Raw genomic sequence first — 13,685 nt, 5'->3', positions numbered from 1 at the left:
TTCAACCAGCCTAAAAACTATACAAACCAAAAAAATCAATGACTTAAACCATTTACACTTAAAGCCAGGTCAAAGCGATACATAAAACAAGAATTAAGTTCTTGATCAGTGTCATTTTTTGGATATACTTATTTTAGCAATAGATAGCGCTAGCTTAGCCACAAGAAAACAAGACAAAAGTAAGACTAAAAGAAGGTAGCTGCTATTAAGTTAGGTTACTCAAGGACCGGCACAACCTAAGCAGTAAAACAAATAATAAACAATGAGCAGGTTGCTTATGCCAGATAATCTAATTATCCAAGGGCCTGAAAAAGGCGTGTTATTAATAACACTCAATCGTCCACAAGCCCTCAATGCTTTAAACACAGAGCTCTTAGGTGAATTGTCAGCAGTGCTTGATGCTGCTGAATTCGACACTGAAATCCGTACTGTTGTTTTAACTGGCAGCGAAAGAGCTTTTGCCGCAGGTGCAGACATCAATGAAATGGCCGCACGTGATCTAGTTGGAATACTTGAAGACCCACGCGTTGCTCACTGGCAACGTATTGCTCGTTTTCCAAAACCTATTATTGCTGCCATTAATGGTTTTGCTTTAGGTGGTGGCTGTGAATTAGCCATGCATGCCGACATCCTTATAGCCGGTGAAAACGCACGCTTTGGTCAGCCAGAAATTAATCTTGGCATTATGCCAGGTGCGGGGGGTACACAACGCTTAACGCGTGCCGTGGGTACTGCCTTAGCTATGCAAATGGCCTTAACGGGTGAACAAATTTCTGCTCAACGTGCATTGCAAGCTGGATTAATCAGTGAAATTTGCCCTACAGAATTAACCGTTGAACGCGCCATTCAAATAGCTGAAACCATTGCCAGCAAAGCACCCTTAGCTGTTCGCTTAACTAAAGAAGCCGTGCATAAAGCCAGTGATACTGACTTAGCTACTGGCCTTAGGTTCGAGCGCCATGCCTTTACCGTTTTATCTGGCACAGCTGACCGCGCTGAAGGCTTAAAAGCTTTCCAAGAAAAGCGTAAGCCTAAATTTACCGGTTGTTAGTTTTTAACACCCTCCACTAGAGGACTTATTAGTTATGTCTGAGCCCAGTATTCTTCTTGAAATCGACCAAGGGGTTGCACTGCTAACCCTTAATCGCCCAGCCAACCTCAATAGTTTTAATGCTGAGATGCATGATCAAATGCGTGCTGCTTTAAGCCAGGTTCGTAAAGATGCCAGTGTTCGCGCTTTGGTTATTACTGGTTCTGGCCGTGGCTTTTGTGCTGGCCAAGATTTAGGCGACCGCAATGTTGCAGCCAGTGATGCTGCACCCGATTTAGGCGAGTCGATTGAAAAACGCTACAACCCTATGCTACGCACTTTGCGTGACCTACCCCTGCCGGTTATTTGTGCTGTGAATGGTGTGGCTGCTGGCGCTGGTGCCAACATTGCTTTGGCTTGCGATATTACCCTAGCAGCACGCTCTGCAAGTTTTATTCAAGCCTTCTGCAAAATTGGTCTAATACCTGATTCTGGTGGCACTTGGACCTTACCTCGCTTAGCTGGCATGGCACGTGCTAAGGGCATGGCTTTATTAGGTGACAAAATCCCTGCTGAACAAGCAGAAAGCTGGGGCATGATTTGGCAGTGCGTTGACGACGAAAAGTTAATGGAAGAAACCATGAAACTAGCTCGCCACCTTGCCACTCAGCCAACCAAAGGTTTAGCACTCATCAAGCGTGCGCTGAATGCTAGTGCCAACAACACCTTTGATGAGCAGTTAGATTTAGAGCGTGACCTTCAGCGTTTAGCAGGCCGTACAGATGATTACCGTGAAGGCGTAGCTGCTTTTATGGAAAAACGCCAACCCAGTTTCAAGGGGCAATAAAATGCAGGCTTTAAACTCTTCTGTAAAAATTGCCGTAATTGGTGCTGGAGCAATGGGCTCAGGTATCGCTCAAGTGGCAGCCCAAGCAGGACACCAAGTTTACCTGCAAGACCAACAAGCCGGTGCTGCAGAAAAAGGCAAGGCTGGCGTTGCCAAGGTTCTACAAAAGCGGGTTGATAAGGGCAAAATGCAGCAGGCAGACTTAGACGCTTTGCTTAGCCGTATTCAACCTGTAGATGCTTTAGAAGAACTTGCCGATGCAGGTTTAGTCATTGAAGCCATTATTGAAAACCTAGATATCAAGCGCCAGCTGTTTGCCAACCTGGAAAGCATTTGTGGTGAAGAGGTTATTCTTGCCACTAACACTTCCTCTATTTTGGTGACTTCTTTAGGCGCTCAGCTAAAACGCCCAGAGCGTTTGCTGGGTATGCACTTTTTTAACCCTGCGCCTTTAATGGCTTTGGTTGAAGTCATTCTTGGTTTAGCTACCGATAAAAAACTGGCAGAAGTTGTACATGCCACGGCTACTGCTTGGGGTAAAAAACCGGTTTTTGCAACCTCCACTCCTGGCTTTATTGTTAACCGTGTGGCGCGTCCTTTTTATGCTGAAAGCCTACGCTTAATGCAAGAGCAAGCTGCTGACCCTGCCACACTGGATGCTTTATTACGCGAAGCGGGTAGCTTCCGCATGGGGCCGTTTGAACTAATGGACTTAATTGGCCATGACGTTAACTATGCTGTCACTGAATCGGTTTTCTCTGCCTATTATGGTGACTTCCGCTTTCAGCCTTCACTTATTCAAAAAGCTTTGGTTGAAGCAGGCCGCTTAGGTCGTAAAACTGGCCAAGGTTTTTATTCTTATGCCGAAGGTGCCGAGCGCCCAACGGCCGCCACTCAACCCCAGCAAAGCTTCACTGAACAACCGGTAATTATTGAAGGTGAACTCGGTGCTGCTAGCGGTTTAGCTGAACGCTTTAAGCAAGCTGGCTTGAATGTTATTGAACGTGCTGGTGCTGGTGTCCTTCGTTACGGCGAAGCAACTTTAGCCCTAACCGATGGCCGTATGGCAGGTGAGCGTTTAGTAACTGATGGCTTGCAAGATTTAGTGGTGTTTGATTTAGCCAAAGATTATAAAAATGCAACACGCTTAGCGATTGCCGCAGCTAAACAAACCTCAACCACGGCTATAAATGATGCTACAGCCTTGCTTCAAAAGGCTGGCCTAGCGGTTAGCTTGCTAAGTGATGCACCTGGCTTAGTGGTGATGCGTACTTTAGCCATGTTAGCCAATGAAGCAGCCGATGCTGTTTTACAAGGTGTTGCCAGCGCAGCCGATGTAGATTTGGCCATGTGTGCTGGGGTGAATTACCCACAAGGCCCACTCAGCTGGAGTGACAACCTAGGCCAAGGCGTTATTTGGCAGGTGCTAACTAACTTACAAGCTAGCTATGGTGAAGACAGGTACCGCCCTTCTTTATTATTGCGTCAGTATGCCTTTACTGGGCAGAGCTTTTCAGTCTAATAAAAAGATAACAATAAAAGAGAGCAATGATGACTAATTCAACTACTGAGCTTACGCCACAACAACTGGCTGAAGCTTGTGCTGAAGCCATGTTTTCACGTGACCAAGCTAGCCAACAGCTGGGTATGAAAATTATTTCAGTAGCGCCTGGTCGTGCAGTGTTAACCATGACCGTAGATAGCCGTATGGTGCAAGGACATGGTGCTTGTCACGGTGGCTACCTTTTCACACTAGCCGATTCTGCTTTTGCTTTTTCTTGCAATACTTACGACAAAGCAACGGTGGGTTCTAGCTGCAACATTGAATACGTTTTTCCTGCCAAAGAAGGTGATTTATTAACGGCGACTGCCGTTGAGCTTAACCGTGGTAACCGTACAGGTATCTACGACATCACCATCACCAATCAAGATGGCCAAGTAATTGTTTACTTCCGAGGAAAATCCTATCAAGTACGCGGCAGTGTTCGCCGCTTAGAGGAATAATAATGAGTGCTAATAATCTTTTGCAAGATGCTTATATTGTCGATGCAATAAGAACCCCAGTGGGTCGTTACGGTGGTGCTTTATCTTCAGTAAGAGCCGATGACTTAGGTGCCATTCCTATGAAGGCCCTTATGGAACGCAACCCAGACCTAGACTGGAGCAAAGTTGATGATGTGCTTTACGGCTGCGCTAACCAAGCGGGTGAAGACAACCGTGATGTAGCGCGTATGTCTGCACTTTTGGCTGGCCTACCCATTGATGTACCTGGTGGCACCATCAACCGCCTATGCGGTTCAGGCATGGATGCAGTCGGTACTGCAGCACGCACTTTACGCACAGGTGAAGCTAAATTGATGATTGCGGGTGGTGTTGAGTCTATGTCTCGCGCACCTTTTGTTATGGGTAAAGCAGAGTCAGCCTTCAGCCGCCAAGCAGAAATGTTTGATACCACCATTGGCTGGCGTTTTATTAACCCACTAATGAAAAAGCAGTACGGTGTTGATTCTATGCCAGAAACGGCAGAGAACGTGGCCGAAGACTTTAATATTTCGCGTGCCGACCAAGATGCTTTTGCACTGCGTAGTCAAGAACGCACAGCAGCCGCACAAGCCAATGGACGCTTAGCACAAGAAATTACGCCTGTTCTAGTGCCTCGCCGTAAGCAAGAGCCTTTGGTGGTTGATACTGACGAACATCCACGCCCTACTACGCTAGAAGCGCTGGCCAAACTTCCCACCCCTTTTAGAGATGGCGGCAGTGTTACACCGGGCAACGCTTCGGGTGTTAACGATGGTGCTTGTGCTTTATTAATGGCTAGTTCAGAAGGCGTTAAGCAGTTTGGCTTAAAGCCACGCGCCAAAGTTTTAGCTATGGCAACAGCGGGTGTTGAACCACGCATTATGGGGTTTGGCCCAGCACCTGCTACCCGTAAAGTGCTAGAAGTCGCTGGTTTAAAACTAGAAGATATGGATGTTATCGAATTAAACGAAGCCTTTGCTGCACAAGCTTTAGCGGTAATGCGTGATCTAGGTTTAGCCGACGATGCACCACAGGTTAACCCTAACGGTGGCGCTATTTCCTTAGGCCATCCTTTAGGCATGAGCGGTGCGCGTTTAATTACTACGGCTTTGCATGAGTTAGAAAAGCTGCATACTGAAGGAAAATCTAGCCGTTATGCGCTTTGCACTATGTGTATCGGAGTTGGTCAAGGTATTGCACTTATTATCGAGCGGGTTTAATTCTGCTTGGATAAACAAAAACATAAACAAAAATAAAGATCCAACTGCTAGGCAGCTAATTTTGGCCTAGCCACAAAATTATTAGGAATATAAAATGAGCCTTCCCTTACAAAAACTTGGCGCACTAGACCCCCTTGAAACAGCCAGCATTGATGAATTACGTCATAGGCAGTTACAACGTCTACGCTGGAGCCTAAACCATGCTTACACCAACGTACCTTTTTACCGTAAAGCTTTTACAGACTTAGGTATTCATCCGTTAGACATTAACTGCTTAGAAGATTTAGGCAAATTAGGCTTTACCACCAAAGCCGACCTACGCGATAACTACCCCTATGGTATGTTTGCTACACCCATGCGTGAAATTGTGCGTATTCATGCGTCTAGTGGTACTACAGGCAAACCCACCGTCGTTGGCTATACCCAAAATGATATTAATACTTGGGCAGATGTAGTCGCTCGCTCTATTCGTGCTGCTGGTGGCCATGCTGGTGATAAAGTTCATATTGCTTACGGTTATGGTCTGTTTACTGGTGGTTTAGGCGCTCACTATGGTGCTGAAAGATTAGGCTGTTCAGTTATTCCTATGTCAGGTGGGCAAACCGAAAAACAAGTACAGCTTATTAATGACTTTGGACCTGACATTATTATGGTCACTCCGTCTTATATGCTTAATATTGCTGACGAATTTGATCGCCAAGGCATTGATCCTCGTAAATTACCGTTACGCATTGGTATTTTTGGTGCAGAGCCTTGGACTGACAGTATGCGTACCGAACTAGAAAATCGCTTAGGTATTCAAGCCTTAGACATTTATGGCTTATCTGAAGTCATGGGGCCTGGTGTGGGTATGGAATGTGCAGAAACCAAAGATGGTCCAACCATCTGGGAAGATCACTTCTACCCAGAAATTATTGACCCTGCAACGTGTGAAGTATTGCCTGATGGTGAATACGGTGAACTTGTTTTTACTTCTTTAACAAAAGAAGCGATGCCAATTGTTCGCTACCGCACCCGTGATTTAACTCGCTTATTACCCGGTACAGCACGCCCGATGCGCCGTATTGATAAAATAACCGGCCGTAGCGATGATATGTTGATTATTCGTGGTGTCAATGTGTTCCCAACTCAAGTTGAAGAACAGATTCTTAAAATTGCATCACTTGCACCGCATTATGAAATCGTTGTGTACCGTGATGGCAATTTAGACTGCGTTGATATTCGCGTAGAGCTTAAACCTGAAGCCAACGCATCTGATGCTGAAACCTGTCAAAAGGTTGCTAAAGAATTACAGCATCACATTAAGTCTTGTATTGGTATCAGTACCCATGTAAAAGTCTGCAATGCTGGACTTTTACCTCGCTCTGAAGGCAAGGCAACTCGTGTATTCGATAAGCGTAAATAGCCTTTAGAATAGCTTTTTAAAAGCTCTTTAAACCCCACTTAACGTGGGGTTTTTTGTATTAAAACTCTAAAAAATTGATTTAAGTCAAAAAAATTATGATACGAAAACTTATAACAAAAATAAAAAAATGTATCACTAAAAACCTAAAAACTACTCGATAAGCTAGCTGGCACCCCTTACAAATTTCAATTTTAGCTGTCTAATAAAGCGACACGCTGAACCTTTTATAAAAAAATTCAGTGTATCGTTTAACTTTGAAGAATTTTTAGGATGGCTTAAAGTACAAAAAAACAAAAAAATAACGCGATACATAAAATTAACACTTGATATTAGTTTAAGTATCATATAAAAATAACACTAGCTTCTTAGCAAGATCATCTAGGTTGCATACCGCAATAAGAGATGAACAATAAAAAACCCTTTGGAGACACTTAATATGTACGCTCAACTTGTTGAAACAGGATCAAAGCGCGTTAAGACACTAGAAGAAATGTCACCAGAAGAACGCACCTTTCAAGAAAAAGTAGATGCTGAAATTAAAATCGAGCCTAAAAACTGGATGCCCGATGCTTATCGTAAGACATTAGTACGTCAAATTTCACAGCACGCTCACTCTGAAGTAGTAGGAATGCTGCCTGAAGGTAACTGGGTAACTCGTGCGCCAACCCTCAAGCGCAAATTACAATTAATGGCAAAAATTCAAGATGAAGCAGGCCATGGCCTTTACTTGTATAGCGCCATGGAAACTTTAGGTGCCAGCCGTGATGAAGAAATTGAAAAACTTCACCAAGGTAAAGCTAAGTATTCCAGTATTTTTAATTACCCAACGTTGAACTGGTCAGATATGGGTGCTGTTGGTTGGCTAGTAGATGGCGCAGCAATCGTTAACCAAGTTGTACTTCAGCGTACCTCTTACGGCCCTTATTCACGTGCTATGGTGCGTATTTGTAAAGAAGAAAGCTTCCACCAACGCCAAGGCTATCAAATTCTTTTAGATATGATGCGTGAAGGTACTGAAGAACAAAAAGCGATGGTTCAAGATTCAATTAACCGTCTCTGGTGGCCAGCACTGATGATGTTTGGCCCTTCCGATGAAGATTCACCTAACTCGCAACAATCTATGGCTTGGAAAATTAAGCGTAAGAGCAATGATGAACTACGTCAGATGTTCATTGATCAAACAGTTCCACAACTTGAGTTTTTAGGTTGTACAGCACCTGATCCAGACCTTAAATGGAATGAAGAAACAGGTCATTATGACTTTGGTGAAATTGATTGGAGCGAGTTCTACGAAGTATTAAAAGGTAATGGCCCTTGTAACCGTGAGCGCATTGCAACACGTAAAAAAGCCATTGATGAAGGTACTTGGGTACGTCAGGCAGCTAAAGCCTATGCCGATAAAAAACAACAAAAACAGCGTGATGCCGCTTAATAATTAGGAGAACAAAAAATGTCTGAAGAATGGCCACTTTACGAAGTATTTGTACGCAGTAAACACGGTCTTAACCATCGCCACGTTGGCAGTGTTCACGCTGCTGATAAAGAAATGGCAATGGAAAATGCACGCGAACTTTACACTCGCCGCAATGAAGGTGTAAGCATTTGGGTTGTTCCATCCAATAACATCACTGCTTCTTCTCCAGATGAGAAAGAGCCTTTATTCGATCCATCGCAAGACAAAGTTTATCGTCATGCTTCTTTCTATGAGCTGCCCGACGAAGTTGGTCAGATGTAAGGGGGACCCTATGACAAAAGCACTAACACAACAACAGGCTCTGCAGGAATACCTGCTTAGACTAGCCGATTCAAACCTTATTATTAGTCAGCGCCTTTGCGAACTCTGCGGTAAAGCACCAGCCGTTGAAGAAGAAATGGCTTTAATGAACGTTGCTTTAGACTTAGTTGGTCAAGCACGTAACTGGTATGAATACGCTGCAGATTTAGACGAAGCTAAGCGCGATGCTGATACTTTGGCTTTCCGCCGTGATGCACACGATTACCGCAATCTGCTTCTAACCGAACAGCCTAATGGTGACTACGCAGAAACTATGGCTCGTCAGTTTTACTTTGATGTATGGCACTACTTTACGCTGCTATCCTTAATTGATGCACCTGATGAGCGTATTGCGGGTATAGCTGCTAAAGCATTAAAAGAAGTGACTTACCATTTGCGTCGTTCATCTGCTTGGGTAAAACGTTTAGGTGATGGTACTGAAGAAAGCCATCAGCGAATGGAAGTAGCAGTTGAAAGCTTGTGGCGCTTTACTGGTGAGCTAATTACACCAGACCAGGTTGAATTGGACTTAGCAGCTAAAGGTTTAGCACCTAACCCAGAACAACTAGCAGCAGACTGGAAAGGCATGGTTAAGGAAGTATTAACTGAAGCCACGCTTAGCCTACAAGATGACGATGCTTGGATGCACCTAGGCAGTAAAAAAGGTATTCACACTGAGCACCTAGGTTTAATTCTAGCTGAAATGCAGTTCTTACAGAGAGCTTATCCGGATGCAAAAACCTGGTAAAACACCTAAGCCGACAGCAACGCCACTTGAAAATCCAATGATTGCCAGTGATCGGGTTCCAGCCAATGTGTCTGGTGAACCTTTAAATGAAGATCAAATCTGGCAACTGCTGCAGGAAGTAAAAGACCCTGAGGTGCCTGCTGTTAGTGTGGTAGAGCTAGGTGTTGTACGTAAATTAAGTTGGCAAGACCAGCAGTTGGTAGTCGATGTAACACCTACCTACTCGGGTTGTCCTGCTACTGATTTAATCGAAGAGTTAATTGCTGAAGCACTCATGCAAGGTGGCATCCGTAACCCTAAAATCAAGCGGGTGCTTACACCTGCTTGGACAACGGACTGGATTACCCCTGAAGGAAGAGAGAAGCTTCGTAAGTTTGGTATAGCACCACCACAAGGTAGTGCTAGCAAAATGAGTCTACTAGGGCATGATGAGCAAATTACTTGTCCTCATTGTGGTAGTAAACACACTGAACAAGTCAGTGAATTTGGCTCTACTGCTTGCAAAGCACTTTATCGCTGCACTGATTGCCTAGAACCCTTTGATTACTTTAAGTGCATATAACAAAATCGAGATTACTATGAGCCAATTCCATTCGCTAACAATTAAAGAAGTCAGGCCAGAAACGCGTGACGCAGTTTCATTGTCATTTGAGCTGCCAGAAACACTAAAAGATACCTATAGTTTTACTCAAGGTCAGTATTTAACACTAAGAACACAGATTGATGGTGAAGAAGTACGTCGCTCTTATTCCATATGCACAGGCATTAACGATCAAGATTTGCGCGTTGCTATAAAAAAAGTACCCGGTGGCGTATTTTCAACCTTCGCTAATGAACAACTTAAAGCAGGTCAAACCCTTGATGTAATGCCGCCTCAGGGTAAATTTTTTACAAAAATTGATCCAAATAATGAAGGTAACTACCTTGCCGTTGCAGCAGGTAGCGGGATAACTCCTGTATTATCAATTATTAAGAGTACCTTAGAAACAGAGCCTAAAAGTAAATTTACACTTTTTTACGGCAACTACTCAACTAGCTCCACCATGTTTCGAGAGCAGCTATCTGACCTTAAAAATCAATATATGCAGCGTTTAAATTTAGTATTTATTTTTAATCGTGAACAGCAAGACATTGAGCTTTACAACGGGATTATTGATAGCGATAAATGCGACGCACTATTTGAACAATGGGTTAAGCCAGCAGATTTAACTGCTGTTTTTATTTGTGGTCCACTACAAATGACTGAAACAGTACGTGACTCATTACAAAATCATGGCTTAGATAAGTCCAAAATTCACTACGAACTATTCACACCTGCTGGTGGCGCTTCTGTTTCACGTCAAGATAGAGCAGAAACAAAAATAGATAACAAAGCTGTTAGTAATGTTACTGTTATTTCTGATGGACGCTCTTTAGGCTTTGAACTAGTTCGTAACACTAAAAGCATTTTAGATGCAGGTAACGAGATAGGTGCAGACTTACCTTACTCTTGTAAAGCTGGTGTTTGCTCTACTTGCCGTGCCAAAGTTGTAGAAGGTGAAGTAGAAATGGACTCTAATTATGCACTTGAAGATTATGAAGTTTCTGCTGGTTATGTTCTATCCTGCCAATGTTATCCGGTAAGTGATAATGTTGTACTAGATTTTGATCAATAACTAACTGCTTGAACCTGTTTTAATAACAAACCTGTTTTAACATTTATTTAACCTCGCCTAATGCGAGGTTTTTTTAGTTTCCCTGTTAGTCCAAATATAATTTCTGTTTTTAATAGGTTTGAACGTAAGCGTAACAGCAACCCCACCTATTTAATCTAGCGACAACTATCCTGGCCGGTTTTTTTGCTTAAAATTTGATGGCCCAGGGCAGCAGGTGGTCGAGTTTGTTGTTTTCTTTGCAGTGCGGTAGTTGCTCAAACAAGGCTGTTAAGTAAATACTGGGTTGGATGCCATTGGCTTTGGCTGTTTCAATTAAGCTGTAGAGCAACGCACTGGCACGAGCGCCACTTCGGGTGTTGGAGAAGAGCCAGTTTTTTCTGCCAATCACGAAGGGTTTAATGGCTCGTTCTGCACGATTATTGTCGATAGCGGCTTCACCTTGCTCAAGGTAAACCTGCAGTTTATCCCATTGATTTAAGGTGTAGTGAACCGCAGCACCTATCGTGCTTTTAGGCGGCACTTGCTGCGCCGTTTTATCCAGCCAAGCTTTAAGTTGCTGCATGATGGGTACGGCTTCTGTTTGGCGAAGTGCTTGTTTTTCTTTAACTGTTGCTTGGTTTAATTGTTTTTCAACACCATAAAGTTTTTGAATTAAGTTTAAGGCTTGGTCAGCACGCCCAGTTTTACCTTTGGGTTGTACGGCTTTAGCGTCCATAAACTTACGCCGTGCGTGCGCCCAGCAGCCTGCTAACGTCGCTTGGGTTTTGTGGTAGCCCGCATAGCCGTCAACCTGTAACAGACCGGTATAGCCACTTAAGAAGTGATTAGGGTGTAGGCCACCACGACCATCTTGATAATCGTAGAACACAATATTCGGTAGGGGCGGACTATTGCCGATGGGAATCGGTTTATCACCACCACAGCCATACACCCACATAGTGCATTGGGTTTTATCAACATCTAACACCTTTACTGGCGTGTCGTCTGACCATAAAGCTGGCTGCTTAAGTAATAACTCATGCATGCGTTCATACAATGGTTCAAGCTGCAGCCCCAGTTTGATTAACCAACGACTCATGGTTTGTCGATGCAGTTCAATACCAAAGCTTTTAAATAATGCTTCTTGGCGATACAGGGGTAAACCAAACTGGTATTTGGCGGTAATGATTTGAGCTAGAAGTGTTGGGGTAGCAATACTTTTGGGTAAAATACTGGCTGGAACGGGCGCTATTTTAATCGTTGTTTGTGTGGCTTTTTGCTCACAGCAACGGCAGCTGTATTTTGGACGAATATGACGAATGACTTTAACGGTAGCGGGGATAAATTCTAGCTTCTCGCTAACTTCTTCACCCATGCGGTGTAGATCATTGCCACAGTCATCACAAACTTTGTCTGCTTCATCAAGGTCGTGTAGCACTTCTTCGCGTGGTAGTTCTGCAGCTAGGCTAGGACGACGCGTTTTCTTGCGTGTGTAGGTAATGGTTTCTTCGGCAGCGACTTCTTCTTCACTTGGCGTTAGCTGTTCTTCGGCTTCGTTAAAGAGTTCGCCTTGGCCTTGATAGCCTTCGCTGCTGGCAGCAAAGCGTTGCCTTAATGCCAACTGCCATTTTTCTAATGTTTCATAGTAAAGTTGTTGATACTTTTTCGACTCATCCTGCAACGACAAAACGAGCTTTTTTAGGCTCTCAATATCGTCTGGAAGTGGCGTGGTATCAGTGTTTTTCATGGTGCTAATTATACTAAAAACAACCAGCTAAAGCACTGATTTTACGAGTCTATTTAGGCTTTTTTTACTAAAAAACGCTGCTGTATTCTAGTGGCTTATGACCTTGCATTTTTTCAATATCTAAACCTTCTAACAACCATTGCCACTCACGCTCGGTCAGGGTTAGTACTTCGCCTGTCATGCGTTTAGGCCACTTGAATTTGTCTTTTTCTAAGCGTTTATACCACAAGCAAAACCCTGTTTTATCCCAGTAGAGCACTTTCAGTTTGTCGCGCTGCCGATTACAGAAAACAAAGAGTGCACCGCTAAAGCAGGTCAGCTTCATCTGCTCTTCAACGATAATACTTAGGCCGTTAATACTTTTTCTAAAATCTACTGGCTGCTTGTGTAAATAAATAGCCGGCGGCTCCACAAACATCTTCATCTAGACAGCGCCTTCAATAATTGAGCGAGCCAGACAGGCTCGACAGCAAGAGGTAACTGAAGTTGTGCACCTTGGTAATTTAAAACCAAATTATTAGCACTACTGATTGGTAGCGAAGGCGGTATTACTTTAGCAAAGCCCGGCTCATTATCATCATCCATGCTGACTTTTGAATGCTGACGGTATTTAACGATAAAATAAGAGTGACTTAACTTGTTTTCTTGGCAGAACTCGGCAAGCGTTAGCCCGCTTTGCTCGTAAGTATTAAATAGCTCAGTCCATTGCTCACTTGTGCGATAGGTTCGTTTGCTCATCACTTGCTCCTGAATAAAGAGGAGCCTAGTTTAGTGATAGAAGACTGCGCTAAAAGGTGTGGTTGCTGTTACGTTTACGTTTGAACTAGATATCTAAACAATACACAGCTTATAACCCTAAAATTACGCCATAAAAAAAAAGCCATAAAAAAACCCCCAGCTTATGTAGCTGAGGGTTATTTTATAAGTGCCTGACGATGACCTACTTTCACATGGGGAGACCCCACACTATCATCGGCGCTGAGCGGTTTCACTTCTGAGTTCGGCAAGGGATCAGGTGGTTCCCACTTGCTATGGTCGTCAGGCTTAACTGGCGGTTAAAAGCTTTTTTTGCGTTGTTGCTTTTGCAAAGTGACTGAGCTTTTATCCAAAAAGGTTGCAAACATTCGTTTTATTGAGATTCAGCTGTTTAGCTTAATTTCAATGGTTTTAAAAGTAGTTGTCGATGTTTTATTGTGTTGATTTGAAGTGTGACCTTCGTATCCGGTTTTGCTTTATTTGTTGCTTTAAAGCTTCGTTG

The 13,685-nt window shown here is 43.6% G+C and carries 14 protein-coding genes and 1 rRNA gene; 11 read left to right on the top strand and 4 right to left on the bottom strand.

What is annotated here, in order from left to right:
• Positions 1–277 precede the first annotated feature (277 nt).
• From paaF to paaE, 11 genes are all read left to right on the top strand, one after another.
• Positions 278–1,051 carry a 2,3-dehydroadipyl-CoA hydratase PaaF gene (gene paaF / locus BP27_RS0111055; RefSeq protein WP_027851604.1) on the top strand — a complete coding sequence of 258 codons (774 nt, stop codon included), beginning with the start codon at positions 278–280 and terminating at the stop codon, positions 1,049–1,051.
• Between the two features lie 34 nt (positions 1,052–1,085).
• On the top strand, positions 1,086–1,877 hold the full coding sequence (gene paaG, locus BP27_RS0111050; protein ID WP_027851603.1) for a 2-(1,2-epoxy-1,2-dihydrophenyl)acetyl-CoA isomerase PaaG: 792 nt from the start codon (positions 1,086–1,088) through the stop codon (positions 1,875–1,877).
• Position 1,878: 1 nt separating this feature from the next.
• Complete coding sequence (gene paaH, locus BP27_RS0111045; RefSeq protein ID WP_027851602.1) at positions 1,879–3,399, top strand: 3-hydroxyacyl-CoA dehydrogenase PaaH; 1,521 nt, start codon at positions 1,879–1,881, stop codon at positions 3,397–3,399.
• 29 nt (positions 3,400–3,428) lie between these two features.
• Positions 3,429–3,881, top strand: coding sequence for a hydroxyphenylacetyl-CoA thioesterase PaaI (gene paaI, locus BP27_RS0111040; protein WP_027851601.1), 453 nt, complete (start codon positions 3,429–3,431; stop codon positions 3,879–3,881).
• Between the two features lie 20 nt (positions 3,882–3,901).
• The gene (pcaF, locus tag BP27_RS0111035; protein WP_027851600.1) at positions 3,902–5,119 is read left to right on the top strand and encodes a 3-oxoadipyl-CoA thiolase; all 1,218 of its coding nucleotides are present in this window, start codon (positions 3,902–3,904) and stop codon (positions 5,117–5,119) included.
• Between the two features lie 94 nt (positions 5,120–5,213).
• Positions 5,214–6,524, top strand: a complete 1,311-nt coding sequence (paaK, locus tag BP27_RS0111030; RefSeq protein ID WP_027851599.1) for a phenylacetate--CoA ligase PaaK — start codon at positions 5,214–5,216, stop codon at positions 6,522–6,524.
• A gap of 436 nt (positions 6,525–6,960) precedes the next feature.
• On the top strand, positions 6,961–7,956 hold the full coding sequence (paaA, locus tag BP27_RS0111025) for a 1,2-phenylacetyl-CoA epoxidase subunit PaaA (protein WP_027851598.1): 996 nt from the start codon (positions 6,961–6,963) through the stop codon (positions 7,954–7,956).
• Between the two features lie 18 nt (positions 7,957–7,974).
• On the top strand, positions 7,975–8,259 hold the full coding sequence (gene paaB / locus BP27_RS0111020; RefSeq protein ID WP_027851597.1) for a 1,2-phenylacetyl-CoA epoxidase subunit PaaB: 285 nt from the start codon (positions 7,975–7,977) through the stop codon (positions 8,257–8,259).
• Between the two features lie 10 nt (positions 8,260–8,269).
• A complete protein-coding gene (gene paaC / locus BP27_RS0111015; RefSeq protein ID WP_027851596.1) occupies positions 8,270–9,046 on the top strand; it encodes a 1,2-phenylacetyl-CoA epoxidase subunit PaaC in 777 nt (258 codons plus the stop codon).
• Positions 9,030–9,608, top strand: coding sequence for a 1,2-phenylacetyl-CoA epoxidase subunit PaaD (paaD, locus tag BP27_RS0111010; protein ID WP_036240131.1), 579 nt, complete (start codon positions 9,030–9,032; stop codon positions 9,606–9,608). The genes paaC and paaD overlap by 17 nt, the downstream gene beginning before the upstream one ends.
• Before the next feature lie 16 nt (positions 9,609–9,624).
• Positions 9,625–10,701, top strand: coding sequence for a 1,2-phenylacetyl-CoA epoxidase subunit PaaE (paaE, locus tag BP27_RS0111005; RefSeq protein ID WP_027851594.1), 1,077 nt, complete (start codon positions 9,625–9,627; stop codon positions 10,699–10,701).
• A 187-nt stretch (positions 10,702–10,888) separates the two neighbouring features.
• Here the strand turns inward: paaE and tnpC are convergent, their stop codons facing one another.
• The 4 genes from tnpC to rrf all read right to left on the bottom strand — a co-directional run bounded on the left by tnpC (position 10,889) and on the right by rrf (position 13,470).
• Positions 10,889–12,427 (bottom strand): IS66 family transposase, encoded by a 1,539-nt coding sequence (tnpC, locus tag BP27_RS0111000; RefSeq protein ID WP_027851593.1) that lies wholly within the window; start codon positions 12,425–12,427, stop codon positions 10,889–10,891.
• Positions 12,428–12,494: 67 nt separating this feature from the next.
• The gene (tnpB, locus tag BP27_RS0110995; protein ID WP_027851592.1) at positions 12,495–12,851 is read right to left on the bottom strand and encodes an IS66 family insertion sequence element accessory protein TnpB; all 357 of its coding nucleotides are present in this window, start codon (positions 12,849–12,851) and stop codon (positions 12,495–12,497) included.
• Complete coding sequence (tnpA, locus tag BP27_RS16065) at positions 12,848–13,165, bottom strand: IS66 family insertion sequence element accessory protein TnpA (protein ID WP_036240128.1); 318 nt, start codon at positions 13,163–13,165, stop codon at positions 12,848–12,850. Before tnpA ends, tnpB begins: the two co-directional genes overlap by 4 nt.
• A gap of 189 nt (positions 13,166–13,354) precedes the next feature.
• Positions 13,355–13,470: ribosomal RNA gene (gene rrf, locus BP27_RS0110985) — 5S ribosomal RNA — on the bottom strand.
• Between the last annotated feature and the right edge of the window lie 215 nt (positions 13,471–13,685).

Source organism: Marinospirillum insulare DSM 21763, assembly GCF_000686905.1.
Classification (GTDB): domain Bacteria; phylum Pseudomonadota; class Gammaproteobacteria; order Pseudomonadales; family Halomonadaceae; genus Marinospirillum; species Marinospirillum insulare.
The sequence above is the reverse complement of the archived record's forward strand: the minus strand, read 5'-3'. Positions and strand labels throughout refer to the sequence as shown.

Excerpts from the sequence above, each read along its gene's own strand:
- paaD (WP_036240131.1), top strand. The coding sequence starts at position 9,030 with ATGCAAAAACCTGGTAAAACACCTAAGCCGACAGCAACGCCACTTGAA.
- tnpB (WP_027851592.1), bottom strand. The coding sequence starts at position 12,851 with ATGAAGATGTTTGTGGAGCCGCCGGCTATTTATTTACACAAGCAGCCA.
- paaG (WP_027851603.1), top strand. The coding sequence starts at position 1,086 with ATGTCTGAGCCCAGTATTCTTCTTGAAATCGACCAAGGGGTTGCACTG.
- paaA (WP_027851598.1), top strand. The coding sequence starts at position 6,961 with ATGTACGCTCAACTTGTTGAAACAGGATCAAAGCGCGTTAAGACACTA.
- paaB (WP_027851597.1), top strand. The coding sequence starts at position 7,975 with ATGTCTGAAGAATGGCCACTTTACGAAGTATTTGTACGCAGTAAACAC.
- paaC (WP_027851596.1), top strand. The coding sequence starts at position 8,270 with ATGACAAAAGCACTAACACAACAACAGGCTCTGCAGGAATACCTGCTT.
- paaH (WP_027851602.1), top strand. The coding sequence starts at position 1,879 with ATGCAGGCTTTAAACTCTTCTGTAAAAATTGCCGTAATTGGTGCTGGA.
- paaI (WP_027851601.1), top strand. The coding sequence starts at position 3,429 with ATGACTAATTCAACTACTGAGCTTACGCCACAACAACTGGCTGAAGCT.
- paaK (WP_027851599.1), top strand. The coding sequence starts at position 5,214 with ATGAGCCTTCCCTTACAAAAACTTGGCGCACTAGACCCCCTTGAAACA.
- paaF (WP_027851604.1), top strand. The coding sequence starts at position 278 with ATGCCAGATAATCTAATTATCCAAGGGCCTGAAAAAGGCGTGTTATTA.
- tnpA (WP_036240128.1), bottom strand. The coding sequence starts at position 13,165 with ATGAGCAAACGAACCTATCGCACAAGTGAGCAATGGACTGAGCTATTT.
- tnpC (WP_027851593.1), bottom strand. The coding sequence starts at position 12,427 with ATGAAAAACACTGATACCACGCCACTTCCAGACGATATTGAGAGCCTA.
- paaE (WP_027851594.1), top strand. The coding sequence starts at position 9,625 with ATGAGCCAATTCCATTCGCTAACAATTAAAGAAGTCAGGCCAGAAACG.